The sequence below is a fragment of the Kibdelosporangium aridum genome (assembly GCF_900176515.1).
Classification (GTDB): Bacteria; Actinomycetota; Actinomycetes; order Mycobacteriales; family Pseudonocardiaceae; genus Kibdelosporangium; species Kibdelosporangium aridum.
Genome location: NZ_FWXV01000002.1, coordinates 516,892 through 542,788, shown reverse-complemented (window position 1 = coordinate 542,788; position 25,897 = coordinate 516,892). Strand labels below are relative to the sequence as shown.

The following is a 25,897-nucleotide window of genomic DNA, read 5'->3' as shown; positions in this document are numbered from 1 at the left end:
AGTAATCGTTCGCAGATTGTCGGTGCCCCTTGAGACAGTGAGCGGGTGCTGCAGCCCTACCGCGAACTCGCCGCTGTCCCCCGGGTGCCAGGCCTGCTGACCTGGGCAACGTTAGGGCGTTTGCACATGACCGGGACCCCGCTGGCGATGTCGTTCCTGATCGCGGGATGGACCGGGTCGTACGCGATCGCCGGTGTGATCGGCGCCGCTCTGCTGGTCGGTCTCGGGGTCTCCGGACCGATGCGTGGCCGGGCGGCCGACCGTCGTGGTGCCGCGGGTTTGATCGTCTTCACGGGCGTCTGTTACGGCATCGGCATGACGGTGCTGGCCTTCCTGCCCACCTGGTTACCCAGCTCGTGGTGGCCGCTGATGGCGTTGGCCGCGTTCACCGTAGGCCTGTTCAACCCGCCGGTCATCCCCGTCGGCCGGGCGATCTGGCCGCGGCTGCTGTCCGGATCGGCGCTGAACTCGGTCTACACCGTGGACGCCACGCTGACCGAGCTGATGTACGCCGTCGGCCCGCTCTTGGCTGCCGCGTTGGTCGCCGCGGTCAATCCCGAGCTGTCCATTGTGATCTCGGGCGCATTGGCCACGATCGGGGCACTCGGGTTCGCCCGGATGCTGACGCTGGCCGGGCTTGGCGGGCCAGTGCCGACGATCCACCACGCCAAGCCACGGCGCGCGGGACTGTTCAACGTGCCCGGTGTGGTCGCCTCCCTGATGCTGTCGTTCTTCCTGGTCGCGGCGCTGCTGATGGTCGACATGACGATCGTGGCCTGGGCGCGCAATGTGAACTTGCCGATCTTGGCCGGTGTGCTCGGCGCGGTGTGGGCGGTCGGCTCCGGCATCGGCGGGCTGATCGCGGGTGGTTTGACCGGAACGCCGAGGCTGACCCGTCGCGTAGTGCTTAACCTGGTTGGAGTGGCCGCACTGGTACCTGTGTTACCCCCGGTTTTCGACCCGGCCTCGCCGTGGTTGATCGGCGTGGTGCTGCTGCTCGGCGGTGCCGCGATCGCGCCCGCCGCCGCGGCGGCGAACGCACGGCTCGGTGAACTCGCGCCAGAAGAGCGCAGAACCGAGGCGTACGGTTGGTTATCGTCGGCGTCCACCGCTGGCTTCGCGCTCGCGTTGCCGACGTCCGGTTTTCTGCTGGATCACGGTGGTCCGTCGTACGCCGCGGCCGGTGCGGTCGTGCTGGTCGCGCTGGGTGTTGTGCTGGCGATGCGCATACCTGCGGCGAAACCTGTGCCGGTCCTCTCGTGAGGCGATGGCCGTACGGTCTGGCAGCGGTTCTCACCGGGGTTCTTCTCTCGTCACAAGGACGGGTGAACGGTCAGCTTGGCGCGCAGCTGCAGGACGGTGTGCTGGCCGCGCTTATCTCTACGGGCTTCGGCTGGATCGTGCTTATCGCTTCGGTGGTCCTCACGCCTGCCGGGCGACGCGGTGCCGGCCGGGTCGTCGAGGCGTTGCGCAAACGGGAGCTGCGCTGGTGGCAGTGCCTCGGCGGGTTCGTCGGCGCGTACATGATCTTCACGCAGGGCGTCACGATCACCGCGCTCGGCGTGGCCGTGTTCACCGTCGCGACGGTCAGCGGCCAGCTGGTGAGCAGCCTGCTTGTAGACCGCGCCGGACTCGGCCCGGCCGGGCCGCAGCCGGTCACCGTCTGGCGGCTGCTCGGCGCGGCGATCGCCGCGGGCGCGGTCGTGCTCGCCCTGCAAGGCCAGTTCGACAAGCCGGAGAACGTGTGGCTGTTCGTCCTGCCCGCGATCGCCGGGTTCGGGCTGGCCTGGCAGACCGCGATGAACGGGCAGGTCCGCGAGGCGTCCGGGAACGCGGTCGTGGCCGCGATGGTCAACTTCGGCGTGTCGATGGTGTTGCTGGTCGTCGCGACCGCGGTGGATCTGCTGATCCGTGGCTGGCCGAAGGACTTCCCCGACGAGTGGTGGGTCTACACCGGTGGAGCGTTCGGGATCTTCGTGATCGGCATCTCGACGGTCACCGTGCGCGCCATCGGGGTGCTCTTGCTCAGCCTGTGCGTGGTCGCCGGACAGCTGATCGGCGCGGTCCTGCTGGACGTGTTCGTGCCCGCCAGGGACGCCCATCTCACGTTCACCGAGGTGCTCGGTGCGGTGATCACGCTGGTCGCGGTGGCCGTCGCGGCGGTACGTACCTCTGAGAGGATGACGGCGTGAGCGCGACGATCCTGGATGGCAAGGCGACCCGTGACGCGATCTACGAGGACCTCAAGGTGCGCGTGGCCGCACTGCGGGCCAAGGGGATCGCGCCAGGCCTGGGCACAGTGCTGATCGGTGACGACCCAGGGTCGGCGATGTACGTGCGCGGCAAGCACGCGGACTGCGCGAAGGTCGGGATCACCTCGATCCGCAGGGACCTGCCCGCGGACATCTCCCAGGAAGACGCCGAAGCCGTACTGGACGAGCTGAACGCCGACCCGGCGTGCACCGGCTACATCGTCCAGCTGCCGGTGCCCAAGCACCTGGACACGGGCAGGCTGCTGGAGCGCGTCGACCCGTCGAAGGACGCGGACGGCCTGCACCCGGTCAACCTCGGCCGGTTGGTGCTGATGGAACCCGCGCCGCTGCCGTGCACCCCGCGTGGCATCGTCGAGCTGCTCAACCGCTACCAGGTGCCGATCGCGGGCGCGAACATCACGGTCGTCGGCCGTGGCGTGACCGTCGGCCGCCCGCTGGGCCTGCTGCTCACCCGTCGCTCCGAGAACGCGACGGTCACCTTGTGCCACACGGGAACCAAGGACCTGACCGCCGAGGTCAGCCGGGCCGACATCGTGGTCGCCGGTGCCGGTGTGCCGCACCTGATCACGCCGGAGATGGTCAAGCCCGGTGCGGCCGTGCTGGACGTCGGCGTGAGCCGCACCGAGTCCGGAATGGCCGGTGACGTGCACCCGGATGTCCGTTCCGTGGCCGGCTTCCTGTCGCCGAACCCGGGCGGTATCGGCCCGATGACCAGGGCGATGTTGCTGACCAACGTGGTCGAGGCTGCCGAGGCGCAGGCGTGACCGTCGTGCCGTCCAAGTCGAAGCTGCGTGACCAGTGGCCGTTCGGTCTGGTGCTGTTGATCGTGGTGATCGGCCTCGCCCTGATCGCCATGTACTACTGGCGCCGCGGCACGTCCCTGATCGGCGGTGCCCTGCTGGTCGCCGCCGCACTGCGGCTGCTGCTGCCGGACAGCAAGGCCGGCCTGCTGGCCGTGCGCAAACGCCGGGTGGACATCCTGCTGTACGGCGGGTTCGGCCTGATGATCCTGTACATCTCGGCCTCGATCATCGGCGGCCCGCTCAACTGATCGGCCGAGAAACGCCTCGGTCAAGCGGCTGACCAAGACGGACTCTTCGACCGAAGTCGTGGCGGCGGAATTTCCATAACGTCGTCACCATGACCGCGACGCAGCTGAAAGCGATCCACTTCGGACTGATCGGGTTCGCCCTGATCTGGCCGGTTGTCCTGGTGGCCTTGCGCGGCAGGGTGCGTCCGCTGATCAGCGGAGCCGTCACGCTCTACGCCAGCCTGGCGCTCGCGGTCGTGTTCCTGCCGCTGCCGACGGCGTCCACGCCACGGCTGAAGCAGGAGATCCAGCTCATGCCGTTGCAGTGGGTGCTGGACACGGTCGGCGGCGACCTCAACGCGGCCAAACAGGTCCTGCTGAACGTGCTGTTGTTCGTGCCGCTGGGCATTTTCGCCCGCGTGCTGTGGCGGCGCACCGCGCGGCAGGCGCTCACGATCGGGTTCGTGGCGTCGCTCACGATCGAGGTCACCCAGCTGTCCGGCAACTTCGGCACGGCACCGTTCGTCTACCGGATCTTCGACGTGGACGACCTGATCACGAACACATTCGGCGCGTTGCTCGGTTACCTCCTGGCAACCGCGGTCGCGCAGAGCGGTGTCCCACAGCTGATGAGAGTCGGATCACCGGCCCGGGACCACGCGCTGCGGGGTTGATAGCCTGCCGAGGCTGGTCCCGGCGCTGAGACTGTGCTGGCGGTAGCTGGTCACGCCCGAGACCCCAATACACGCTTGAGTGGATCGGAAGGCAATGACCCGCACCCCCGTCAACGTCACCGTAACCGGCGCGGCCGGCCAGATCGGCTACGCCCTGCTGTTCCGTATCGCGTCCGGCCAGCTGCTCGGCCAGGACACCCCGGTGCGCCTGAAGCTGCTGGAGATCGCGCCGGCGCTCAAGGCAGCCGAAGGCACCGCGATGGAGCTGGACGACTGCGCGTTCCCGCTGCTGTCCGGCATCGACATCACCGACGACCCCAACGTGGCGTTCGACGGCGTGAACGTCGCGCTGCTGGTCGGCGCGCGGCCGCGGACCAAGGGCATGGAGCGCGGTGACCTCCTCGAGGCCAACGGCGGCATCTTCAAGCCGCAGGGCCAGGCCATCAACGCGCACGCCGCGGACGACGTCCGCGTGCTCGTGGTCGGCAACCCGGCCAACACCAACGCTTTGATCGCCCAGTCGCACGCTCCGGACGTGCCCGCGGACCGCTTCACCGCGATGACGCGGCTCGACCAGAACCGTGCGTACACCCAGCTGGCCAAGAAGCTGGGCGTGACCGTGAACGACATCCGCAAGCTGGTGATCTGGGGCAACCACTCGGCGACCCAGTACCCGGACCTGTTCCACGCCGAGGTCAACGGCAAGAACGCCGCCGAAGCCGTGAACGACCAGGCCTGGATCGAGAACGACTTCATCCCGACCGTGGCCAAGCGTGGCGCGGCGATCATCGAGGCGCGGGGCGCGTCCTCGGCCGCGTCGGCGGCCAACGCCGCGATCGACCACGTCTACGACTGGGTGAACGGCACCCCGGAGGGCCAGTGGGTCTCCGCCGGTGTCGTGTCGGACGGCTCGTACGGCACGCCGGAGGGCCTGATCACGTCCTTCCCGGTGGTCAGCAAGGACGGCAAGTACGAGATCGTCCAGGGCCTGGAGATCGACGACTTCTCCCGCGCGAAGATCGACGCCTCCAACGCCGAGCTCGCCGAAGAGCGTGACGCTGTGAAGGGCCTCGGCCTCATCTGATCCGAAGACAAGGGGCGCCTTGGCGAAAGCCGAGGCGCCCCTTGTGCTTTACCAGGCCACGGGCAGTGAGTGCACGCCGTAGATCGCCATGTCCTCGCGCATCGGCACGTCCTGCGGCTCGATCGCCAGCCGCAGCGTCGGGAATTCCCGCAGCAGCGTGGCGAAGCCGATCCGCATCTCGATGCGGGCCAGTTGCTGGCCGAGGCATTGGTGGATGCCGTGCCCGAACGCGACGTGCCCGGTCGGGGTTCCGTTGAGCGCCAGGCGGTCCGCGTCGACGAACCGCATCGGGTCGCGGTTGGCCGCGGGCAGGGAGATCGCCAGGGGCTCACCGGCCTTGATCAGCTGGCCGTCCAGTTCGACGTCCTCGAGCGCGGTCCGCGTTGTTCCAAAGTGGACGATGGTGAGGTAGCGCAGCAGTTCCTCGACCGCGTTGTCCACCAGGCTTTCGTCGGAACGCAGCACCGCCAGCTGATCCGGGTTGGTCAGCAGCGTGTAAGTGCCCAGCGCCAACATGTTCGCGGTGGTCTCGTGACCGGCGACGAGCAGCAGGAAACCGATGTTGCTCATTTCCTCGTCGGTCAGCTCGTTCAGCTGCACCAGTCCGCTCATCAGGTCGTCGCCCGGCTGTTCCCGCTTCGCCTTGACCAGATCGAGCATGTAGCCCTCGACCGACTCGACCGCCGCACGCACTTCCTCGATCGGCTTGCTGAGCGAGAGCATGTTGCTGGAGTCGCGCTGGAACCGCGCACGATCGTCGTACGGGACGCCCAGCAGCTCGCAGATCACCAAGGACGGGATCGGCAACGCGAACTCCTGCACCAGGTCGACCGGCGGGCCGTGCCTGCGCATGCCTTCGATGTGCTCGTTGGTGATCTCCTGGATGCGCGGGATCAGCTGGTTCATCCGGCGCACGGTGAACTGCCCGGTCAGCAGCCGCCGGTAACGCGTGTGCTCGGGCGCGTCCTGCGCGATGAACATGCCCGGCTTGGTCGGCTCGTCGGACAGGTTGTCGCGGATCGGCGATTTCCGAAGCTCACCGCGGGCACTGAACCGAGAGTCCGCGAGGATCGCGCGTGTCAGCTTGTGCGAGGTGACGAGCCAGCCGACCGTGCCGTCGGCGAAAGCCAGCCTGCTCAACGGACCGCGGTCGTGCAGCTCCGGTGGTGGGTCCAGCGGTGTGGTGCGGTGCTGGGGGATCGTCGGGACGTCAGGCAGTGTCTCGGTCATTCGTTCACTCCTTGGGAGTCGTCACCATCGACGTTTCCGCGTGAACCTGACCTGCCCCTGTCACTTTCCTGACGAACTGCTGACCGTCGGCAGCTCAACGGTGAATGTGCTGCCCTTGCCGAGCTGTGTGGTCACGGTGATCTCACCGCCGTGCGCCTGCACGATCCCACGCGCGATCGCCAGTCCCAGCCCGGAGCCGCCGACGTCGGACGCCCGGTTTTCCGCGCGGTAGAAGCGTTCGAAGACGCGTGCCGCCGTTTCCGGCGGCATGCCAGGACCTTCATCGGCCACGGACACCCGGTTGCCGTGCACGCTGATCGTGATCGGCGTGCCGTCTGGCGTGTGCCGCACGGCGTTGCTGATCAAGTTCGCCAGCACGTGCCGGAGCAGGGTCTCGTCCCCGTTGACGATCATTTCGGCCGGTGCGTCCAGCGTGATGGCCCGGTTCGTGAGTAGTGCCGAGCAGTCCGCGACGATCTCGGCGGCGATCCTGCGCACGTCAACCGGCTCGCGCCGGATCGTCCGGTTCAGGTCGAGGCGGCTCAGTTCGAGCAGCTGGTCGACCAGGAGGTTCATCCGGTTGGCCTCCTTCTCGATCCGGCTCAGTGCTTTCGCCGCCAGCTCCGGTTCGCCGGACACCCGTTGCAGTTCCGCCCATCCGCGGATCGTGGTCAGCGGTGTGCGCAGTTCGTGCGAGGCCGCGGCCACGAAGTTGAGCAGCCGCGTTTCCATGTCCCGCTGTTCTCGCAGTGCGCGGTTGAGCACGTGCGCACCGAACACCGTGACCGCGAGCACCGCGGCGCCGGTCGCGATCAGCTCGAACACCAGCAACTGCTGGACGGCGTCCTCGCCGGGGCCGAGACTGCCGCCGACGACCACGTACCGGAACCGCACCGGTGTGGTCGTGCCTGGCAGGATGATCGCCGCGTTCGCGCCGAGATCGAACGTCTGCACCCGGAACCGAGTGTCCGAAGAGGACAGCGTGATCGGCTGGGCGGCCCAGCCCACGGGCACCGGGTCGGGGATCGGCGGCGCGGTGATCGTCTCCCCGGACAGCAAGTACGGCTTCGCTGTCGTCAGCACGTGCCCGTCCTGGGCGACGACCGCCGCGACGAACCCCTCCGGCAGCTGTTGTTCCAGCGTCAGACCGTCCACATTGATCGTTCGGTTGCCGATGATCGGCAATGACCGCTGTACCTCGGTCAGGGTGCGTTCGACCCGGTTGAGCGCGTACAGGTCGACCACGAACAGCGCGGCCACGTCGATGATCGCCATGGCGAGCAGGGTCAACGAGATCAGGCCGAACAGCATCCGGCCGCGAACCGCGCGGATTCCCTTGCGGGGCATCAGGTCTCAGCGATCCGGTAGCCGAACCCGCGGACGGTGTGGATCAGCGGGCTGCGGCCGGCGTCGACCTTGTGCCGCAACCGGGAGACGAGTTTCTCGACCACGCCTTCGCCGAACTCGTGCTGCCAGACGTGCTGCAGGATCTGTTCCTTGGTCATCACCTGGCCGGCGTTGACCATCAGGTACCGCAGCAGTTTGTACTCCGTCGGGGTGAGGTCGAGCGCCTCGCCGTCCCGCACGGCCTGGAACTTGGTCTCGTCGAGGACCAGGTCGGCGCAGCGCAGCACCGGTTCGTCGGGGCCGCGGCCGGATCTGCGCAACAGCGCCTGCACCCTGGCGAGGAGTTCAAGGACGTGAAAGGGCTTGGTGACGTAGTCGTCGCCGCCGATCCGCAGCCCGGTCACGGTGTCCTCGACCGAACTGCGTGCGGTCAGGAACAGCACGGGTGGCGCGTGCCCGCGCTCGGCCAGCCTGCGGCACACGGTGAAACCGTCCATATCAGGCAGCATCACGTCGAGAATGATCATGTCGGGGCGTTCGGCATCGACCGCGTTCAGCGCCGCGTGGCCCGAGCCGACCGCGGAAACGCGGTACCCGGCCAGGTTGAGAGTGGTGGACAACAGTTCGGTGATTCCGGGCTCGTCGTCGACCACCAGCAGGTGCTGACCATCCCCGGTGTGTTGCACAACGCCTCCTTATGGTTACGCAACGTTCAGAGGACCAGGGGCGTTCCCGCTTGTACCGTTCTCGGTATGTCGATGATCACGTGGCCGGTGCCTGCGCCCAGCCTGCCCGAAGGCGTCTACTCCCCGCTTGCCGACGCCGCACGGGCCGCTGCGGCCGCGTACGGCGCCGCGCGGAGGCGTTATCCACGTCAAGAGCTCGCCGAAGAGGTCGCGACCGGCGCGGACGGCACGCCGACCATGCGTGTGGACGCGCTGGTGGAAGCCGCGATCGTGGACGTCATCGACGCGGCCCAGGTCAACCTTTTGAGTGAAGAAGCCGGGTTCGTCGACCACGGCTCGGCGGTGACCCTGGTGATCGACCCCATGGACGGATCGGCCAACGCGGCAATGGGTGTTCCGTTGTCGTGCTTCGCCGGAGCGGTCTTCCGTGACGGCGTCGCCACCGAGGCGCTGACGGTCTGGCTCGACACAGGCCGGGCGTGGTGGGCGCTGGCTGGGCAACCGACTCCGTACCAGACAACGGGTCGTACCACTGTGGACGGTTCGTCGATCGCCATGTTGCGTCCCAAGGACAACAGCAGAGAAGCGTGGCTGAGAGTGGCATCACGAGTCGACCGGGTCCGGGTGCTGTCGACGACGTGTCTGGAGACCGCGTTGGTCGCCGAGGGTTCAATGGACGCGTTCGTCGACCCGGGCTCGGACACGCACCGGATCATGGATTTGGCGGCGGCCATGGTGACTTTGCCGTCGGCGGGCGGGGTTGTGATGGATGTGCGGGGCCGTCCGCTGGAATTCGACCTGGACCTGTCGCGCAGGTGGTCCGGTATCGCGGCGGCGACCCGCCAGCTGGCCGACGAACTGGCGGAAACCGTTGTCCTTACGTAATTACCTGCTGGCGACCGGGACATTCGCGGCAGGCGTCAGCGCGCAGGTGATCGCCGGAGTACTCCCGGATCTCGCGGCCGCCAGGCAGGTTTCGGTCGCGACGGCCGGGCAGTTGCTGACAGCGTTCGCGCTGACTTATGCCGTGGGATCACCTTTGCTCGCGGCCTTCACCGGTCGTTGGGAACGCCGAACGCTCCTGGTCACCGCGATGGCGGTGATGGCACTGGGCAACGGTTTGGCCGCCGTAGCCCCGAATTACGGGTTGTTGTTCGCCGCCAGGATGATCACGGCATTGGGCGCCGCCGTGTACACGCCGACAGCCACAGTCGTTGCGGCAACGCTGAATCCTGTCGAGCGCCGCGCTCGTGCCTTCGCCACCGTCTTCGGAGGCCTCACGGTGGCGTTGGTCGTCGGGATCCCGCTCAGCAGCGCTTTGGTGCCGTCGTTGGGTTACCAAGGTGTGTTCGGTGTTGTGGCTGGGTTGACGGCTGTCGCCGCGGTCGCCGTATGGCTGGTTGTGCCTCGGATGCCTGCGCCCGCGTCGGCTAGTTTGCGCTCGCGTTTCGCTTTGCTGGCAGACCGTCGGATCGTCGCCCTGCTCGTGGTGACGTTGCTGATCTCGCTCGCCGGACTGACTGTGTACGCGTACCTGACGTCCGTGCTCGCGGACATCACAGGCGTGCACGGCGTGGTCGTGAGCCTGATGCTGTTCGCGTACGGCCTAGGCGGAGTGCTCGGAAACTGGCTTGGCGGACGGGTAACCGACCGATTCGGCACCCGCGCGCCTTTGATCTGTGCGTTGGCGCTGTGCACGGTGTCGCTGGCTGTGCTGCCGTGGGTCGCGTCCGTCGTGGCCGGCGCGGTGGTGATCCTGCTCGTGTGGGGGATGGCGAACTGGTCGATCAACCCGCCGATGCAGAGCAGGCTCGTGGACCTGGCACCGTCATCGGCCGGGCTGACCCTCGCGATGAACGCGGCAGCGATTTACCTCGGAATCGGCCTTTCCGGCGTGACCGGCGGTCTCGTGCTGGAGTTTTCGGGCACGCTCGCGCTCGGGCCGGTGGCCGCCGTGATCGCGTTGGCGGCCCTCGTGGTGTTCATCGCGGCGAGCCGACGTCAGGACTCGCTCGCGCGCTCCACAACGCAGTCGGGGCCGGGGAACACCAGCCCTTCGTGACCGTCAGCGAATCGGACGAGATAGGGCGGAGCGCCGTTGTCGCCGCGCACCTCGATGATCTCGCCATGCTTGTCGGCAAGGCCCACGTTCTTGCCGTGGACGAGAAGCCGGTCACCCACCGTCGCTTGCATGGTTCTCACCTCCGGTCATCCAGGGTAAAACCGGACACAAGAGGTAGTCACGACTTCACTGCGGGCTTCGGACCGAACTGTTCGCGACGTGCCCGCTGTCGTCAACCTCAGCGGAGAACGGACCCGGCCCCTGGACCGAAGGACTATTCCGATAGTTCAGCTTTGCTTTGCCGCTGCCTTCGCGGCCTTCTTGAAGCTGCGGACTTCAGCGAGCGTTTCGGGGCTGGTCACGTCGGCGATCGAGCGACGAGAACCTTCTTCACCGTAGGCCCCTGCGGCTTCCCGCCACCCCTCTGGGGTCACGCCGAGTTGCTTGCCGAGCAGGGCGACGAAGATCCGTGCTTTCTGGTCGCCGTAGCCCGGCAGCGCCTTGACCCTGCGGAGCACCTCTTTGCCGTCCGGCTTGCCGGATTTCCAGATCTTGTCGGTCTTGCCGTCGTAGTTCTCGATGACGAAATTCGCGAGGGCGTGCACGCGGCGCGCCATGGAGCCGCCGTACCGGTGGATGGCAGGCGGCTGCACGCACAGCTCTACGAACTCGTCGATGTCGGACTCGGCGATCTTGGTGATGCTGAAGCCGTCCATGCGGTCTGCGATCTTCCGCGGACCGGCGAACGCGTGCTCCATCGGGAACTGCTGATCCAGCAGGAGCCCGGTGAGCAGCGCGAACGGGTCCTCGCTGAGCAGCTTGTCGGCGGCGGGGTCGCCGGTCAGTCGCAGCTTCTTGGGCATGGCTCCAATTCCCGGGTCAGAGTGGCTTGCGCGGCATGGCCACATCCTGGCACGCGGGCTCAGCTGAGCAAGAGCAGGACGCCCGCGACGGTCGTCGCCACGGCTGTCGCGGCGTGAACGCTGTATGCCGTGGTCTTGTTGCCGCGGTACTTGAGGATGGTCAGTGCGTCGCCCAACGGGGTGACCGTCGAGGCAAGGATCAGCCAGCCGGTGAGGTGAAGGTTGCCCATCGCCAGCGGGATGAGGATCACCAGGCCGGACGTGATGTCGCGGATTCCCTTGAGGTTGAGCCACGCGAGGTCGTTTCCCGTCGACGGCCACGACGGCAAGCCGAAACCCTTCGCGCTCGCGACCGGTGCGAGCAAGAACTGGACGCCGATGACGATGATGCCGACCCCGATCAGGGCGGCCAGTGCGATTCCGACGTAGTGCATCTGAGTTCTCCTAGCGTTGCTAGATGTTGTAGCAATGCTAGACATAGCGGTGCTCGCTTGTCTAGCGATGCTAGGATTTCAAGCATGGCTAGGCGGGAGCGTGAACGAGCCGAACGGCATCAGCTGATCATCGCCACGGCCAGGCAACTGGCCGAGACAGAAGGGTGGGACGCGGTCACCACCCGCCGGCTGGCCGACGCGATCGAATACAGCCAACCCGTGCTGTACAGCCACTTCGACGGCAAGGAGGCGATCGTCGCAGCGGTCGCGCTCGAAGGATTCGCCGAAATGGCCAACGCCATCGGCAAGGCGAAGGACGTCGCCCAGATGGTGCGGATCTACCTGAGCTTCGCCGAGGACAACCCGGCGGTGTACGACGCCATGTTCACGATGAACACCCGGCTGCGGTTCGCCGAGGAGGACACGCCTGAGCCTATGAAGGCGGGGTTCAGGGCTATCCAGGATGTGCTCAAGCCGGTCGCGAAAGGCCGCGACCTGGGCATTTTCACTGAACTCGCATGGAGTGCCCTGCACGGCCTCGTCACCCTCACCCGTGGTGGCCGCCTACCTGCCGAAGGGCAACGCGAACGGATCGCGATGCTGGTGGATCAACTGGTCGCGTAGATAGCCCAGGGTGCTCGCGGATCAGCTCGTGGCGTACACGAGGAACACCACGCGGGACGACACCTCAAGCCGGTGCGCGACCACGTTCTCGTACCCCGCGTGCAGAGCTATCGCCGCAGCCTCGGACTCGGACGACGGCAGCGAAACGTCGTTGGCGACTAACGACGCGAAAGCGGGTGACGGGTTGAACGTCCCCGCGAGCGGCATGCTGAAGGCCAGTCGGCCCGCGGGTTTCAGCACGCGCAGCCAGTCCTTCAACGCCTCCGTTCCCAGGAAGTGCAATGAGGACGCGCACACCACCAGGTCCGTGCTCGCCGCTGGCACAGGTGCGGGCACCGCCGGACCGACGTGCCAGGTGATCTTGCCGGATGGGTCTTGGACGGCTGCTTTCGCTCGTGCGCGGTCGATCATCTTCGCTGAGAGGTCGAGCGCGACTACCGAGCGTGCGCCGAGGTGTTGCAGCGCCGCGAAAGCCGCCGCGCCTGTTCCGGTTGCGACGTCCAGGACGAGTTCGGGCTGTGGGGCGTCGGCGACGCCGTTCACCAGCTTCTCGGCGACGACCTGGTGGAACAGGTCGTCGTCGTACCCGGCCGCGATCTCGTCGAACACGTTCACCCGGCGGATTCTAACGAGGCAGGAACGTGAATCCCCACAACGAAGGAATGGCTCCTGTCTGCTGCAACGCCGCCAGTGACAGCCAGATCGACGCCAGCGTGATCAACGGCCCGATCACCGCCATCTCGACCTTCCCGCCGGTCTGCATCCGCAGGATCTTCGGCGGCGCCACCGGGAACCACGTTTTGCCGCCCAACGGGATCGGCCACAGCATCGGGCAGCCCTGCTCGGTGATCGCGTCCCCGATGTAGTGCGCGATGCAGCCGATCCCCACCGCCACGCCACAAGCCGCCGCGTTGGCCGATGTCTGCTCTGTCCACAACAGACATAACGCTGTCACGCCCGCCGAGGTCAGGGTGATGAACAACGCGTCTTTGCGGGGATGCCACTTGTGCAGGATTCCGCGCACCGCGAGGCCCGCGAACACGAACATCAGCACCGGCAGCGCCCATTTCTCGCTGGTCTGCACTACTGCCGTGGTGATGACCGCTGCGATGACCGCGAAGACGAGCGTGTGCGTCAGACCGCGATGCCCGCCGTCGCGGTTGGAGTCACGCTTGGTTCGGGTCAACCGGTACACGCCGTGACTCAGCGCGTTGATGCCGCTGGAGAAGCCCTGACTGATCGCGCCGAACGTCCTGGACACCGTCGACTCCGGGTGGTCGAGGTCGGGCAGCAGCGCCGCGCCGGTTGCCAGCACCGCTCCGACCACCCACGCGCGTGGGCTGAGCTGTCCGATCGAGTGGTCGGTCGCCAACGCGGTAGTCGCCGACCACGCCAATAAGCCACTCATGGCATGCGTGGGCCCAGTTGCCATCTGCGGAAATCCCCCTCAAGATCAGCTTTTCGCAGGATAGCGGTTTTTCGGTGCTGACCTGGGGATCCTTTGTGGACGGTGTCGCTTGCCGGGTAACGGGCTGCTAACGGGCAGGTCAATAGTCGATCCGGAGCAGTTGCTTACACCGATCGGCTGACGATGATCCCTTCGCCCCCCGCAGCTGTCCTAAGGAGACATTCATATGGAGCGCACCTTCCGCCGCGCGCTGACAGCACTCGCCGTGTCACTAGGCGTCTCGCTCGGCAGCGCCTCCATCGCGGCCGCTGCACAGGCCAACCCGCCGGTGTCCGGTGACCCGCGGGCGATCGCCGTCGCCGGCAACGTCACGACCTGTGCGGGCGCGGGTCTCGGCGGCGAGATCATCAAGGTGACGTCGAACATCACCGGGAACACCTACATCGACATCACCGCTGTTCCTGCCGGCTATCAAGTGACCGGCGTGATCGTCAAGGGCGGCCCGAACTACAACAAGTACCTGCCGCCCGCCTTGGGCTCGTTGCCGTGGGACGACCTGCACGCGCCGCTCGTGGAAAGCGGCAAGCCGGCGGAGATCAGCCACTGGTTCGTGTGCGGCAAGAAGAAGACCACCACCACGACGACGACCAAGACCACGACGAAGACGACCACTAAGACGACGACGACCTCGACGGGGACCAGCACCAGTACCAGCACTGGTTCCAGCTCGAGCTCGACCAGCTCGAAGCCGGCCACGACGTCGTCGAGCGCGGCCGTGGTCGTCGGGGCGCCGAACAACACCTCCGGCAAGTCCGGCTTGGCCCAGACCGGCTTCAGCGGTGGCACGTACGTCCTGGTCGGCGGACTTCTGCTGATCGGCGGCGTGGCAGCGCTCGTGCTGGCAAGGAGGCGCCGCCGGGTCTGAATCGACCCGTAACCTGCGTTCCTCTCCCGGGCGGTCATACGATCCTGGCCAAGTGACGGCCGCGACACGGCCAGGACAAGCTACCAGTACGCTTGTACCGTTAACCGCAGACTCAAAGACGAGAACATCCCGGGAGAGGAACCCAGGCAGATGGCCAAGATCAAGGTCCAGGGGACGGTCGTCGAGCTCGACGGCGACGAGATGACCCGCATCATCTGGCAGTTCATCAAGGACAAGCTGATCCACCCGTACCTGGACATCAACCTGGACTACTACGACCTGGGCATCGAGCACCGGGACGCCACCGACGACCAGGTCACCGTGGACGCGGCGAACGCCATCGCGCGCCACGGCGTCGGCGTCAAGTGCGCCACGATCACGCCGGACGAGGCGCGGGTCGAGGAGTTCGGCCTGAAGAAGATGTGGCGCAGCCCGAACGGGACCATCCGCAACATCCTCGGCGGCGTGATCTTCCGCGAGCCGATCGTCATCTCCAACATCCCGCGGCTGGTGCCCGGCTGGACCAAGCCGATCATCATCGGCCGTCACGCGCACGGCGACCAGTACAAGGCCACCGACTTCAAGGTGCCCGGCCCCGGCACGCTGACCATCACCTACACGCCGGAAGACGGCAGCGAGCCGATGCAGTTCGACGTCGCGAACTTCCCCGAGGGCGGCGGCGTCGCGGTCGGTATGTACAACTACCGCAAGTCGATCGAGGACTTCGCGCGTGCGTCGCTGCGCTACGGCCTCGAGCGCCAGTTCCCGGTCTACATGTCGACCAAGAACACGATCCTCAAGGCCTACGACGGCATGTTCAAGGACGTGTTCCAGGAGATCTACGAGGCCGAGTTCAAGGCGGACTTCGACGCCAAGGGCCTGACCTACGAGCACCGGCTGATCGACGACATGGTCGCGGCGGCGCTGAAGTGGGAGGGCGGCTACGTCTGGGCCTGCAAGAACTACGACGGTGACGTGCAGTCCGACACCGTGGCGCAGGGCTTCGGCTCGCTCGGCCTGATGACCTCGGTGCTGATGACCCCGGACGGCAAGGTCGAGGCCGAGGCCGCGCACGGCACGGTCACCCGGCACTACCGCCAGCACCAGGCGGGCAAGCCGACCTCGACCAACCCGATCGCGTCGATCTACGCGTGGACCCGTGGCCTGGACGCGCGCGCCAAGCAGGACAGCACCCCCGAGGTCGCCGGCTTCGCGCACGCGCTGGAGCAGGTCGTCGTCGAGACCGTCGAGAGCGGCAAGATGACCAAGGACCTGGCCCTGCTCGTCGGCCCTGACCAGGCATGGCAGACCACCGAGGAGTTCCTGGCCACCCTGGACGAGAACCTGCAGCGCAAGATGGCCTAAGGTTCGCACTTGGGAGCACCCCCATGGCTCTGCCCATGGGGGTTCTTTCAAGGCATAATCACCGTGGGTGGTTGGTCGCTGACTCGGGTGGTCTTCGCGCGCAGCGGTTATGCCCGGCTGTGAGCTGCGTTATACGTGTCTCATGGTGACGAAAATTGTGGCCAGGGCGAGAGAGGTGATCGTGTTGGCACCGAAGCGGACACTGATCGTGGTCGCGGTGCTGGTCGGGGTCGTCATCTTGTACGTGCTTGGCAGCGAGAAACAGCAACAAAACGGCGGTACCAACAACGCGAACGCGCCCGCGACGACGGCGTGCCGGGTCGCGGTCACGGCCGACGTGTTGAACGTGCGTGCGGCTCCGGACGCGAAGTCGCAGATCGTCGGCAAGTTCCGGCTCAACGCCGAGGCCGACGCGGAGAAGACCGTGCAGAACGGCTTCCGCAAGCTGTCCGAGGGCCGCTGGGTGTCCAACGACTACGTCAAGCCACTGCAGGGCCGCGACTGTTGACTTGGTCGCGCCGGGCATTTACGCCACGCAACACGCCCGACGCCGCCCCCGCCACAGCGGAGAGCGGGCACTGCGCGGTGTCGGCTGCGTGGGGCGGGGTGGAAATGGTCGGCTTTGGCGGCCAAGTCCGCCGAGCGGAGCGAGGCAATTGGACACTGTGATTGTCTCCTCTATAAACGTAAACGGGCTCAGGGCCGCTGCTCGTAAGGGTTTCAGCGAGTGGCTGGACGCCACTGATGCCGACGTCGTCTGCCTGCAGGAAGTGCGGGCCACCATGGACCAACTGCCGCCCGAGGTCCGGGCCCCGAAAGGCTGGTTCGCCACGCATGCGCCCGCTGCCGTGAAAGGCCGTGCGGGCGTGGCGGTGTACAGCCGCGTGGAGTCTGAGGCGGTCCGGATCGGTTTCGGCGCCGCGGAATTCGAGGACAGCGGCCGGTACGTCGAGGTCACGCTGCCCGGGATCGTGGTCGGCAGCGTGTACGTGCCGAGCGGTGACGTGGGCACGGAACGCCAGCTGGAGAAGGAACGCTTCATGGACGCGTTCCTGCCGTATCTCGCCGAGTTGCGCGACAAAGCCGCCGCGGTCGGCGACGAGGTCCTGGTCGCGGGCGACTGGAACATCGCGCACCAGCAAGCGGATCTGAAGAACTGGAAGGGAAACCAGAAGTCCTCCGGCTTCCTGCCCGAGGAACGCGCCTGGCTGAGCCGGATCTTCGACGAGGTCGGCTACGTCGACGTGGTCCGCGCGCTGCACCCCGAAGGCCCTGGGCCGTACACGTGGTGGAGCTACCGCGGCAAAGCCTTCGACAACGACTCGGGCTGGCGGATTGACCTCCAGATCACGACTCCGGGCTTGGCCGCCCGTGCGGCCAACGCCGTCGTTGAACGTGCTGCGACGTACGGCGAACGCTGGTCTGACCACGCGCCTGTGACGGTCACGTTCGCCAGTTGATCGCTGTAGTACGCTGCCCGGGGCTGTGGGCGGACGTGACAGACGTCGGCGAACACGAACTGGAGGCCAGCTCTTGACTGCCAAGGCGGACAGTCGTTCCACGCAGAAACACCGGGCCGCACTGGAGTCGTTACGATCCCAGGCGGACAAGATTCGCTATGCGTGCGAACAGGTTCCGCAACCGACGACCGCCGCCGTGCGTGAGTGGTTAGCCACGTACAAAGTGCGGCCTGACCGGTCTCATCTGTCCAGTGTGGTCAGTGCATGGCGCAAGCAGCAGGGCATCGGGTCCACCGGCGAGCTGGTCAAGATGACGCCGGAGCTGATCGCCGAGCTGGACTCCATCTCGGCTTCCCCTTCTCCGCGAGAAACTCCGCAGGCGCCGGAACCAAAACCGGCCGGCGAACCACGAGAAGCGCCGCAGAAACGCTTCAGCACTTGGGTTTTCCTGCTCGGCGCGATGGTCGGCCTCGTCGTCTCGGTCGACACCAGCTGGCGCTTCTTCGGTGACAAGCTAGGCGTCACCAACATTCCCGAACGCATCGCGATGTTCGCGGGCATGGAAATCGTTCTGATCGCGTGCGGTATCGCGATGTTCGAGGGCGTACGCCGCCGTGGCGGGACTCCTGGCCCAGCTCGTTGGCTGGCTTGGGCACTGTGTGGTGCGTCGGCCTACGCGGCCCTGGTGCTGTCCGGGCCCTTCCTTGGCGCCGCCCGCGTGATCTTCGGCCCGGTTCTGTCGGTCGTGGCGTTGCACTTCGCTCTGGGCGTCGAACTGCGGGCTCGTGGCTACCAGCGCACCGGCACGCTTGCCCGGATCGGCCGTGAACTGCGGGAACGGTTCCTCTCCCGCTTCGGCCTCGCTGACGACGAGCGTGACGCCATGACCCGGACCCGCGACCGCGCCGCACGTCGTGTCGCCAGGCTGGCGATGGCGCCGAAGTGGACGCCGTTGCGCAGGTCCCGGCTCGACCGCGCGATGCGCAAGTCCAACATCGCGCATGACGAGGACGTCCGAGCCCGGATGCTCGCCGAGCTCGCGGCCATCCGGCACGCCAGGGACCTGCGGAACCTCAAGCAGGAATCGCCCTGGCAGGGCTAGGACAAGAACGCGAAGATCCCGAGTACGCCGAAGAACCACTGCCAGACCAGCATGCCCAGCGTGGGCCGTTCGCCGGTGTCGTCGCGGATCACGCGCAGTGCCGTGATCGCCTTGCCGATCGTGGCCTGCGTGGCCCACTGAACGAAGATCCGGTCGAGGATCGACATCGCGACGAACCCGGCCGCCCAGATGATGGCGAACTGTGCGTTGGTGATCCCGGGCTCGCGCATGTCCAGCGCGTACGCCACTGCGCCAGGGACACCGGCGTGTACGACCAGGTCGATGGCGAAGGACAGCACCTGGCGGATCCCCGTCGGCGACGGGTAACGGGGATCCGCGTGCTTGCCCCGCGGCCGTGCGTCAACCGGGACGGGTTGACGCAGGTCACGGCGTCGCACGGACACCACATCGGCGGTCGGGCTCATGTGGCCGATGATGCCTGAGCGGTCTCCTTCTTATCGGCCAAACGGGGAAATGCCCGTGAGGCGTTGAGCACTCGGTTCGCGCCTGACGGCAGGAACGGTGACAGTTCGTGCGCGATCGTCCGGCACGCGCCGCCCAGCCTCGCGAGGACTTCTTCCCGTTCAGTCCCGGACAGTTCCCACGGCCGGGTCGTCTCGATCAACCGGTTTGTCTCGTCGACCGCGGCCACGATCGCCGCTGTCGCTGCCCTGAAGTCGAAATCGCGCAGTGCTGCGTCCACTGTGGATGCGAGCTCGATCGCCGGGCCTTCTGGGATGGACCCGCCGGCGAGGCCGCGGACCCGGTTGAACAGGTTGCCGACGCCGTTGGCCAAGTCGCTGTCGAAGCGGTCGACCAGTCGTTCCTCGGTGAAGTCCGTATCGCCGAGTTTGGCCGGTTCGCGCAGCAGCCACCAGCGCACCGCGTCGACGCCGTACTTGTCGATCAGGTCCACAGGGGACACTCGGACGCCGGAGCTCTTCGAGATCTTGGCGCCGTGCGAGGTCAGGTACTCGTGCACGAAAATCGTCTTCGGCAGCGGCAAACCTGCCGACAGCAGCAACGCGGGCCAGTAGACCGCGTGGAACCGGATGATTCCCTTGCCGATCACGTGCACCTGTTCGCCGTCCCGCCACCACTGGTCGAACGAGTCGGCCAGGGTTGTGACGTAGTTGGCCAGGGCGTCCCACCAGACGTAGATCACCTGCGACGGGTCGTCCGGCACCGGGATGCCCCAGCCGTTCGACCGGGCCGCCGGACGGGACACGCTGATGTCCGACAACCCCGACCGGACAAAGGAAAGCACCTCGTTGCGGCGTGCTTTCGGCTCGATCCGGATCTCGTGCTCCAGCGCGTGCAGGATTGCATCGGCGTACTTGGACAGCCGGAAGAACCAGTTCTCCTCGGTGACGATCTCGGCCTTGGTGCCGTGCTCGGGGCAGTAGGGCTCGGTGACGAACGCTTCACAGCCCGAGCAGTAGTAGCCGGTGTAGGACTTGCGGTAGAAATCGCCCTTTTCGGCGGAAGCGCGCCACAGTTTCTCGACGCCCGCGAGGTGCCGCGGATCGGAACTGGTGCTGACGAAGTCGTCGTACGACAGCTCCAGCGGCTCGCGCAGGGCCGCGAACCGTGCGGCGTTCCCTTTGACGAACTCGTGCACATCGACCCCGGCCGCGCGGGCCGCGGTGACGTTCTTGAACGCGTTGTCGTCCGTGCCGGTCTGGAACCTGACCTGCTCGCCACGTAGTCGGCGGTGCCGGGCGAGGACGTCTGCCTGGACTAACTCCAGGGCGTACCCGATGTGTGGTTCGGCGTTGACGTACGCGATCGAAGTGGCGACGTAGAAGCTCATTGGTGTCTGTCCTCCTGCTTCAGACGAACCGGTCATCAGCGGGGACTTGACGGCACCCGGTTGACGACCGGGTACCTTGGTGCGAGATCAGTGCACGCTGACGGGGCCCGGGAAGGGCCGCATCATGTTCGACACAATCTTTCGCATGACCTCATTGTACGTGATTCGCCTAGGCTAGTTCGGTGGCTACCGAATTGATGATGACCCCGCCCGAGCCGCGTCCCAGTGACGCGGCGATGCGGCGGGCGTTGCGCAGGGCGAGCGACGGCTCAACGTTGGACCTCACCGAGGCCACGGTGTTGCTGCACGCCAGGGGCGAGCAGCTGGACGAGCTGATGGCCGCCGCGTCCCGGGTCCGGGACGCGCACCTGCGGGCCGAAGGTCGCGAGGGGATCGTCACCTACAGCGGCAGCGTCTTCATTCCACTGACCCGACTTTGTCGTGATCGTTGTCACTACTGCACGTTCGCGACCGTCCCGCACCGGCTTCCGGCGGCTTATCTCGAGCGTGACGAAGTTCTCGAAATCGCCCGCCAGGGCGCCGCGGCCGGCTGCAAGGAAGCGCTCTTCACGCTCGGTGACCGGCCGGAGGAGCGGTGGCCTGCCGCGCGGAAATGGCTGGAAGAGCGCGGTTTTGAGTCCACTTTGGACTACGTGCGCGCCTCGGCCATCGCGGTGCTCGAAGAGACCGGTCTGCTGCCGCACCTGAACCCTGGAGTGCTGTCCTGGGAAGAGCTATCCCGGTTGCGACCGGTCGCGGCGAGTATGGGCATGATGTTGGAGACCACGGCCCACAGGCTGTGGAGTCAACCGGGGGGCCCGCACTATGGCAGCCCGGACAAAGAGCCGGCGGTCCGGTTGCGCGTGCTCACAGACGCGGGCCGGGTCGCTGTGCCATTCACCACCGGCATCCTGGTCGGCATCGGCGAGACGCTCACCGAGCGCGCCGAGTCGCTGCTCGCCATTCGCGGCATCGCCCGTCAGTACGGGCACATCCAGGAGATCATCGTTCAGAACTTCCGCGCCAAGCCGGACACGGCGATGCGCGGTATGCCCGACGCCGACCTGCACGAACTGGCCGCGACCGTGGCCGTCGGCCGGTTGCTGATGCCGCCGGGCGTGAGCGTGCAGGCCCCGCCGAACCTTGTCGGCGAGGAATTCCAGCTCTTGCTGCGCGCGGGCATCGACGACTGGGGCGGCGTCTCCCCGGTCACCCCGGACCACGTCAACCCGGAACGTCCTTGGCCTGCCTTGGACTCCTTGCGTGAGCAGACCTCGCAGGCCGGTTTCGCGTTGCACGAGCGGCTGCCGGTCTACCCGCGTTTCCTCAAGGGCGCACCTGGGCAGTGGACCGATATCCGTATCGCGGAACACATTTCGGCGGTCTGCACACCGGAAGGCCTTGCCGCGGACGTGAAACCGGCCGGGTTGCCGTGGCAGGAGCCGGACGGCGGCCTGGAGACGGTCGGCCGCGCGGACCTGCACTCCACGATCGACACCACCGGCCGGACCGGTGACCGCCGCGGTGACTTCGACTCGGTCTACGGCGACTGGGACGAACTGCGCAAGCAACTGCCGAAGGCGCCCGAACGACTCGCTGCGGACGTGAAGGCAGGTCTTTCGCTCGCCGAGTCCAATCCGGGCGCTTTGCTCGACTCGGACAACGCGGACCTCGCGCTCGCCTTGATGACAGCGGACGGTCCTGCGTTGGAGAAGCTGGTCGAGCTGGCTGACGCGGTGCGTAAGGAGGCCGTCGGCGACGACATCACGTACGTCGTCAACCGGAACATCAACTTCTCGAACGTGTGTTACGTCGGTTGCCGGTTCTGTGCCTTCGCGCAGCGCGAGCGCGACGCGGACGCGTTCCGCCTGTCGGTGGAGGAGGCCGCAGACCGCGCCGAGGAGGCATGGAACGACGGCGCGACCGAGGTGTGCATGCAGGGCGGCATCGACCCGAAGCTGCCCGTCACGTACTACGCGGACCTGGTGCGTGCCATCAAGTCACGCGTTCCGGGCATGCATGTGCACGCCTTCAGCCCGATGGAGATCGTCAGCGCGGCCTCCAAGGCGGGCGTGAGCGTCCGGGAATGGCTGACCGACCTGCGCGATGCCGGACTGGACACGATCCCGGGCACGGCCGCGGAGATCCTGGACGACGACGTGCGGTGGGTGCTGACCAAGGGCAAGCTGCCCGCGTCCACCTGGATTGACGTCGTGTCGACCGCGCATTCACTGGGCATCCGGTCCTCGTCGACGATGATGTACGGCCACGTCGACCACCCAGGGCACTGGCTGGCGCACTTGCGCACGCTGGCCCGTATTCAGGACTCCACGGGCGGGTTCACCGAGTTCGTGGCATTGCCGTTCGTGCACCGCAACGCCCCGATCTACCTGGCAGGTGTTGCTCGGTCTGGTCCGTCGCGGCGTGACAACCGCGCGGTGCATGCCATGGCGCGGCTCGGGCTGCACGGCCGCATCCCGAACATCCAGTGCTCGTGGGTCAAGCTCGGCGAGGAAGGCACCGCGGAGATCCTCCGCGGCGGCGCCAACGACGTCGGCGGCACGCTGATGGAGGAGACCATCAGCCGGATGGCCGGATCGGAACACGGCTCAGCCCGGACGGTCCGTCAGTTGGAGGAATTGGCTGCGTTGGCCGGTCGCCCCGCACGCCAGCGCACGACAACGTACGGCCCGCTTTCCGCAGCGGCGCATTAGCGCAGGTACCCGCCGCGTCCCCGGACGCGGCGGGTCTTGATCGACACCCCGAGACCGACCTGTGACCGAACGGGCGATAGCCTTCTGCGCCGTAAGACCGGTGTCCGGCGGCCACGCTTGACACGCTCGGTAGCTTTTTCTTGGCTCGGTAGACAACCGTGTCCCTCGATCGGGGGATGCCAGGTCGGTTTGTGTCGCAGGAGGCGAACCAGTGCGTGACCGGGTGGCTAGGACCCGTTCCCTGGTGACTGTGTCTTTCGTGGCCCTTTTCATGGTCGCGCCCGCCGGGATGGCATTCGCTCAGGACAGCACGAACGCGATGCCCGTCAACGTCGCCGGACCGGTTGGCATCGCCGTGGCAGCAGTCGGCCTGACCGGCATGCTGCTCGGCCTGTGGCGCTTCATGCGCAAGTCCGCGAAGGACAAGGCCGTGGCGGCCGAGACCACCGAGGCGCAGCCCATCGTGGTGGCCGAGCCGGAGCCCGCACCGCAACCCGCCCCGACCTCCTGAAGTTGGCCCACACCGTGGGTTGAATAGGATTTGGCTGTGTCCACCGAGCTGCAGAACCGTCCCAGGGTGTTGTCCGGCATTCAGCCGACCGCCGACTCCTTCCACCTCGGCAACTACCTCGGTGCGATCCGCCAGTGGGTGGCGATGCAGGACACGCACGACACCTTCTACTGCGTGGTCGACCTGCACGCGATCACGGTCGAGCACGACCCCGAACTGCTCAGGCAGCGCACCCGCGTCTCCGCCGCGCAGCTTCTCGCGCTGGGCATCGACCCGGACCGCGCCACGCTGTTCGTACAGAGCCAGGTGCCGGAGCACCCGCAGCTTTCCTGGGTGATGGAGTGCATGGCCGGTTTCGGCGAGGCCAGCCGGATGACCCAGTTCAAGGACAAGTCCGCGCGCCAGGCCCTCGACCGGGTCAGCGTCGGCCTGTTCACCTACCCGATCCTGCAGGCCGCCGACATCCTGCTGTACCAGGCCAACTTCGTGCCGGTCGGCGAGGACCAGCGGCAGCACCTCGAGCTCACCCGGGATCTCGCGCAGCGGTTCAACTCCCGTTTCGGCAAGACCTTCACGCTGCCCGAGCCGTACATCGTCAAGGACACCGCCAAGATCTTCGACTTGCAGGATCCGACCGCCAAGATGAGCAAGTCGGTTCCAGCCGGTGTCGTCGAGCTGCTCGAGGACCCCAAGAAGGTCGCCAAGAAGATCCGGTCCGCTGTCACCGACACCGGCCGGGAGATCGTTTACGACGTCGAGAACAAGCCCGGGGTCAGCAACCTGCTCTCCATTTACTCCGCGCTCACCGATCGCACCGTCGAGGACCTGGAGAAGGCCTACGACGGCAAGGGCTACGGCGACCTGAAGAAGGACCTCGGTGAGGTCGTCGTCGAGTTCGTGACGCCCATTCAGGCCGCGGTGAAGGCATACCTCGACGACCCGGCCGAGCTGGACAAGCTGCTGGCCAAGGGTGCCGAGCGGGCCCGTGGGGTGGCCAGCCGGACGCTGTCGAAGACCTACGAACGGGTGGGTTTTCTCGCCGGGTGACGTTTCATCATGCGAACCCGGCGCGGCGGTCTTAGCGTCGATATGTGGGAAAGCTGGATGATTACCGCAGGAAGTGGCGTTGGCTCGACCATTTGATCCAGGCCAACGACGCTTTTTCCGAGCGTTACGGTAACCAGTTCGCCGCGGCCATCACGTACTTCAGCGTGCTGTCGCTGTTCCCGCTGCTGATGATCGCGTTCGCGGTGGCCGGGTTCATTCTCGCCGCGCAGCCGGAGTTGCTCGCGCAGCTCAAGGACGGCATCACCAAGGCCGTTCCCGGCACCCTCGGCAACACCATCAACGAGGTCGTCACGACCGCACTGGATTCCAAGGGCACGGTCGGAATCCTCGGTCTGCTGGCCGCGCTGTACTCCGGCGTCGGGTGGATGACCAACCTGCGGGACGCGCTGACGGCGCAATGGGGCCATGAACGCAAACAGTTGCCGCTGGTCTCCACCACGCTCAAGGACTTGGCCGCGTTGGTCAGCCTCGGTCTTGCCCTGGTCATCTCGTTCGGTTTGACCGCGGTCGGGACCGGGCTGGGGAACCTGCTGTTGCGCCTGGTCGGCCTCGAGGACGCCGGGTGGGCGCGATTCCTGTTGTTCCTGGCGGCTTTGGTGCTGTCGGTCATCGCGAACTGGCTGGTTTTCCTCTGGGTGCTCACGCGGCTGCCACGGGAAAAGGTCAATGTCCGCAGTGCGGTCAAAGGCGCGTTGGCCGCCGCGATCGGCTTCGAGATCCTCAAACAGCTCGGTGCCATCTACCTGACCGCGGTCACGAGTTCGCCGACCGGAGCCATTTTCGGCCCGGTGATCGGTCTGCTCGTGTTCGCCAACCTGGTCGCCCGGTTCCTGCTGTTCATCACCGCGTGGACGGCGACGGCTAATCCTCCCGGAACAGCCGGTCGATCCGATCAAGCTGAACAGTCTGATCCAGATCCGTCTCAGCCGGAACACCAGCAGGCACAGCCCGACGGGCGTAGCGCAGTCGAATCCGCCAGATCAAGAACCCCAGGATCGTGACGCCGGCGATCGACATCGCCGCCGTGGGCAGCACGCCCCTGTTGTTGTCGATTGGGCCCGACGCCGTCGCACCCGGCGCGCCGCCGCTGGTCTGCGCGTCGGCTGCGTCGCTGCTCGAGGGCTCCGGCTGCGGCGGGGCGTTGAGCGTGCCGACCCCAGGGATCTTCTTGGCTGCCACGTCAAAGCCCCACGTCAGCAGCTTCGCCGCCTGATCGGTGATCCG

The 25,897-nt window shown here is 66.7% G+C and carries 28 protein-coding genes; 18 read left to right on the top strand and 10 right to left on the bottom strand.

The genetic code is table 11. From position 1 onward, the window contains the following. Positions 1–45 precede the first annotated feature (45 nt). From B9C43_RS11985 to B9C43_RS11960, 6 genes are all read left to right on the top strand, one after another. Positions 46–1,263: an MFS transporter gene (locus B9C43_RS11985; protein WP_084426167.1), complete on the top strand. Its 1,218-nt coding sequence runs from the start codon at positions 46–48 to the stop codon at positions 1,261–1,263. Further along, entirely contained in the window at positions 1,260–2,192 is a 933-nt protein-coding gene (locus tag B9C43_RS11980) for a DMT family transporter (protein ID WP_084426165.1), read from the top strand. Before B9C43_RS11985 ends, B9C43_RS11980 begins: the two co-directional genes overlap by 4 nt. Then, positions 2,189–3,037 (top strand): bifunctional methylenetetrahydrofolate dehydrogenase/methenyltetrahydrofolate cyclohydrolase, encoded by an 849-nt coding sequence (locus tag B9C43_RS11975; RefSeq protein ID WP_033394218.1) that lies wholly within the window; start codon positions 2,189–2,191, stop codon positions 3,035–3,037. Before B9C43_RS11980 ends, B9C43_RS11975 begins: the two co-directional genes overlap by 4 nt. After that, entirely contained in the window at positions 3,034–3,324 is a 291-nt protein-coding gene (locus B9C43_RS11970) for a DUF3017 domain-containing protein (protein WP_051898429.1), read from the top strand. The genes B9C43_RS11975 and B9C43_RS11970 overlap by 4 nt, the downstream gene beginning before the upstream one ends. Positions 3,325–3,413: 89 nt before the next feature. After that, positions 3,414–3,977 carry a VanZ family protein gene (locus B9C43_RS11965; RefSeq protein WP_084426163.1) on the top strand — a complete coding sequence of 188 codons (564 nt, stop codon included), beginning with the start codon at positions 3,414–3,416 and terminating at the stop codon, positions 3,975–3,977. Between the two features lie 94 nt (positions 3,978–4,071). After that, complete coding sequence (locus tag B9C43_RS11960) at positions 4,072–5,061, top strand: malate dehydrogenase (RefSeq protein ID WP_033394216.1); 990 nt, start codon at positions 4,072–4,074, stop codon at positions 5,059–5,061. 48 nt (positions 5,062–5,109) lie between these two features. Here B9C43_RS11960 and B9C43_RS11955 read toward each other — a convergent pair whose 3' ends face one another. The 3 genes from B9C43_RS11955 to B9C43_RS11945 are packed head-to-tail and all read right to left on the bottom strand — an operon-like array spanning position 5,110 to position 8,324. Beyond that, the gene (locus B9C43_RS11955) at positions 5,110–6,291 is read right to left on the bottom strand and encodes a cytochrome P450 (RefSeq protein ID WP_084426161.1); all 1,182 of its coding nucleotides are present in this window, start codon (positions 6,289–6,291) and stop codon (positions 5,110–5,112) included. A gap of 60 nt (positions 6,292–6,351) precedes the next feature. Beyond that, positions 6,352–7,638, bottom strand: coding sequence for a sensor histidine kinase (locus tag B9C43_RS11950; protein WP_084426159.1), 1,287 nt, complete (start codon positions 7,636–7,638; stop codon positions 6,352–6,354). Continuing rightward, positions 7,638–8,324 carry a response regulator transcription factor gene (locus tag B9C43_RS11945; protein WP_033384682.1) on the bottom strand — a complete coding sequence of 229 codons (687 nt, stop codon included), beginning with the start codon at positions 8,322–8,324 and terminating at the stop codon, positions 7,638–7,640. Before B9C43_RS11945 ends, B9C43_RS11950 begins: the two co-directional genes overlap by 1 nt. A 66-nt stretch (positions 8,325–8,390) precedes the next feature. Here B9C43_RS11945 and B9C43_RS11940 point away from each other — a divergent pair, with 66 nt between their 5' ends. Continuing rightward, positions 8,391–9,209: an inositol monophosphatase family protein gene (locus tag B9C43_RS11940; protein WP_143446294.1), complete on the top strand. Its 819-nt coding sequence runs from the start codon at positions 8,391–8,393 to the stop codon at positions 9,207–9,209. Then, positions 9,196–10,386 (top strand): MFS transporter, encoded by a 1,191-nt coding sequence (locus B9C43_RS11935; RefSeq protein ID WP_033384680.1) that lies wholly within the window; start codon positions 9,196–9,198, stop codon positions 10,384–10,386. The genes B9C43_RS11940 and B9C43_RS11935 overlap by 14 nt, the downstream gene beginning before the upstream one ends. On the opposite strand, the gene B9C43_RS11930 is transcribed toward B9C43_RS11935, so the two are convergent. The 3 genes from B9C43_RS11930 to B9C43_RS11920 all read right to left on the bottom strand — a co-directional run bounded on the left by B9C43_RS11930 (position 10,326) and on the right by B9C43_RS11920 (position 11,683). Beyond that, positions 10,326–10,517, bottom strand: a complete 192-nt coding sequence (locus B9C43_RS11930) for a DUF1918 domain-containing protein (protein WP_033384679.1) — start codon at positions 10,515–10,517, stop codon at positions 10,326–10,328. The genes B9C43_RS11935 and B9C43_RS11930 overlap by 61 nt on opposite strands. A 156-nt stretch (positions 10,518–10,673) precedes the next feature. Beyond that, positions 10,674–11,249, bottom strand: a complete 576-nt coding sequence (locus B9C43_RS11925) for an HhH-GPD-type base excision DNA repair protein (RefSeq protein ID WP_033384677.1) — start codon at positions 11,247–11,249, stop codon at positions 10,674–10,676. Positions 11,250–11,308: 59 nt separating this feature from the next. After that, a complete protein-coding gene (locus B9C43_RS11920) occupies positions 11,309–11,683 on the bottom strand; it encodes a DUF4267 domain-containing protein (RefSeq protein ID WP_084426155.1) in 375 nt (124 codons plus the stop codon). A gap of 75 nt (positions 11,684–11,758) precedes the next feature. On the opposite strand from B9C43_RS11920, the gene B9C43_RS11915 reads away from it, so the two are divergent. Further along, the gene (locus B9C43_RS11915) at positions 11,759–12,307 is read left to right on the top strand and encodes a TetR/AcrR family transcriptional regulator (RefSeq protein WP_084428048.1); all 549 of its coding nucleotides are present in this window, start codon (positions 11,759–11,761) and stop codon (positions 12,305–12,307) included. Between the two features lie 21 nt (positions 12,308–12,328). Here the strand turns inward: B9C43_RS11915 and B9C43_RS11910 are convergent, their stop codons facing one another. Beyond that, positions 12,329–12,922: a class I SAM-dependent methyltransferase gene (locus B9C43_RS11910; RefSeq protein WP_235038569.1), complete on the bottom strand. Its 594-nt coding sequence runs from the start codon at positions 12,920–12,922 to the stop codon at positions 12,329–12,331. Positions 12,923–12,932: 10 nt separating this feature from the next. After that, positions 12,933–13,739 (bottom strand): metal-dependent hydrolase, encoded by an 807-nt coding sequence (locus tag B9C43_RS11905; protein ID WP_033384671.1) that lies wholly within the window; start codon positions 13,737–13,739, stop codon positions 12,933–12,935. 202 nt (positions 13,740–13,941) lie between these two features. On the opposite strand from B9C43_RS11905, the gene B9C43_RS11900 reads away from it, so the two are divergent. From B9C43_RS11900 to B9C43_RS11880, 5 genes are all read left to right on the top strand, one after another. Beyond that, positions 13,942–14,640 (top strand): LPXTG cell wall anchor domain-containing protein, encoded by a 699-nt coding sequence (locus B9C43_RS11900; protein ID WP_084426151.1) that lies wholly within the window; start codon positions 13,942–13,944, stop codon positions 14,638–14,640. A 150-nt stretch (positions 14,641–14,790) separates the two neighbouring features. Then, positions 14,791–16,005 (top strand): NADP-dependent isocitrate dehydrogenase, encoded by a 1,215-nt coding sequence (locus B9C43_RS11895; protein WP_033384668.1) that lies wholly within the window; start codon positions 14,791–14,793, stop codon positions 16,003–16,005. A gap of 142 nt (positions 16,006–16,147) precedes the next feature. Next, complete coding sequence (locus B9C43_RS11890) at positions 16,148–16,513, top strand: SH3 domain-containing protein (protein WP_235038568.1); 366 nt, start codon at positions 16,148–16,150, stop codon at positions 16,511–16,513. A gap of 148 nt (positions 16,514–16,661) precedes the next feature. Further along, on the top strand, positions 16,662–17,465 hold the full coding sequence (locus B9C43_RS11885) for an exodeoxyribonuclease III (protein WP_084426147.1): 804 nt from the start codon (positions 16,662–16,664) through the stop codon (positions 17,463–17,465). Positions 17,466–17,661: 196 nt separating this feature from the next. Next, positions 17,662–18,567, top strand: coding sequence for a hypothetical protein (locus tag B9C43_RS11880; protein ID WP_143446293.1), 906 nt, complete (start codon positions 17,662–17,664; stop codon positions 18,565–18,567). On the opposite strand, the gene B9C43_RS11875 is transcribed toward B9C43_RS11880, so the two are convergent. Continuing rightward, the gene (locus B9C43_RS11875; protein WP_033384664.1) at positions 18,564–18,992 is read right to left on the bottom strand and encodes an RDD family protein; all 429 of its coding nucleotides are present in this window, start codon (positions 18,990–18,992) and stop codon (positions 18,564–18,566) included. The genes B9C43_RS11880 and B9C43_RS11875 overlap by 4 nt on opposite strands. Then, entirely contained in the window at positions 18,989–20,380 is a 1,392-nt protein-coding gene (metG, locus tag B9C43_RS11870) for a methionine--tRNA ligase (protein ID WP_084426143.1), read from the bottom strand. The genes B9C43_RS11875 and metG overlap by 4 nt, the downstream gene beginning before the upstream one ends. A 197-nt stretch (positions 20,381–20,577) precedes the next feature. Between metG and B9C43_RS11865 the strand changes: the two genes are divergently transcribed. From B9C43_RS11865 to yhjD, 4 genes are all read left to right on the top strand, one after another. Then, positions 20,578–23,094, top strand: a complete 2,517-nt coding sequence (locus B9C43_RS11865) for a bifunctional FO biosynthesis protein CofGH (protein WP_084428046.1) — start codon at positions 20,578–20,580, stop codon at positions 23,092–23,094. 259 nt (positions 23,095–23,353) lie between these two features. Further along, positions 23,354–23,605: a hypothetical protein gene (locus tag B9C43_RS11860; RefSeq protein ID WP_143446292.1), complete on the top strand. Its 252-nt coding sequence runs from the start codon at positions 23,354–23,356 to the stop codon at positions 23,603–23,605. 30 nt (positions 23,606–23,635) lie between these two features. Next, the gene (gene trpS / locus B9C43_RS11855) at positions 23,636–24,652 is read left to right on the top strand and encodes a tryptophan--tRNA ligase (RefSeq protein ID WP_084426139.1); all 1,017 of its coding nucleotides are present in this window, start codon (positions 23,636–23,638) and stop codon (positions 24,650–24,652) included. Positions 24,653–24,696: 44 nt separating this feature from the next. After that, on the top strand, positions 24,697–25,674 hold the full coding sequence (gene yhjD / locus B9C43_RS58435) for an inner membrane protein YhjD (protein ID WP_084426136.1): 978 nt from the start codon (positions 24,697–24,699) through the stop codon (positions 25,672–25,674). The last annotated feature ends 223 nt before the right edge of the window (positions 25,675–25,897 follow it).

Excerpts from the sequence above, each read along its gene's own strand:
- B9C43_RS11965 (WP_084426163.1), top strand. The coding sequence starts at position 3,414 with ATGACCGCGACGCAGCTGAAAGCGATCCACTTCGGACTGATCGGGTTC.
- B9C43_RS11960 (WP_033394216.1), top strand. The coding sequence starts at position 4,072 with ATGACCCGCACCCCCGTCAACGTCACCGTAACCGGCGCGGCCGGCCAG.
- B9C43_RS11955 (WP_084426161.1), bottom strand. The coding sequence starts at position 6,291 with ATGACCGAGACACTGCCTGACGTCCCGACGATCCCCCAGCACCGCACC.
- B9C43_RS11950 (WP_084426159.1), bottom strand. The coding sequence starts at position 7,638 with ATGCCCCGCAAGGGAATCCGCGCGGTTCGCGGCCGGATGCTGTTCGGC.
- B9C43_RS11940 (WP_143446294.1), top strand. The coding sequence starts at position 8,391 with ATGTCGATGATCACGTGGCCGGTGCCTGCGCCCAGCCTGCCCGAAGGC.
- B9C43_RS11930 (WP_033384679.1), bottom strand. The coding sequence starts at position 10,517 with ATGCAAGCGACGGTGGGTGACCGGCTTCTCGTCCACGGCAAGAACGTG.
- B9C43_RS11925 (WP_033384677.1), bottom strand. The coding sequence starts at position 11,249 with ATGCCCAAGAAGCTGCGACTGACCGGCGACCCCGCCGCCGACAAGCTG.
- B9C43_RS11920 (WP_084426155.1), bottom strand. The coding sequence starts at position 11,683 with ATGCACTACGTCGGAATCGCACTGGCCGCCCTGATCGGGGTCGGCATC.
- B9C43_RS11905 (WP_033384671.1), bottom strand. The coding sequence starts at position 13,739 with ATGGCAACTGGGCCCACGCATGCCATGAGTGGCTTATTGGCGTGGTCG.
- B9C43_RS11900 (WP_084426151.1), top strand. The coding sequence starts at position 13,942 with ATGGAGCGCACCTTCCGCCGCGCGCTGACAGCACTCGCCGTGTCACTA.
- B9C43_RS11895 (WP_033384668.1), top strand. The coding sequence starts at position 14,791 with ATGGCCAAGATCAAGGTCCAGGGGACGGTCGTCGAGCTCGACGGCGAC.
- B9C43_RS11890 (WP_235038568.1), top strand. The coding sequence starts at position 16,148 with ATGGTGACGAAAATTGTGGCCAGGGCGAGAGAGGTGATCGTGTTGGCA.
- B9C43_RS11875 (WP_033384664.1), bottom strand. The coding sequence starts at position 18,992 with ATGAGCCCGACCGCCGATGTGGTGTCCGTGCGACGCCGTGACCTGCGT.
- metG (WP_084426143.1), bottom strand. The coding sequence starts at position 20,380 with ATGAGCTTCTACGTCGCCACTTCGATCGCGTACGTCAACGCCGAACCA.
- B9C43_RS11865 (WP_084428046.1), top strand. The coding sequence starts at position 20,578 with ATGATGACCCCGCCCGAGCCGCGTCCCAGTGACGCGGCGATGCGGCGG.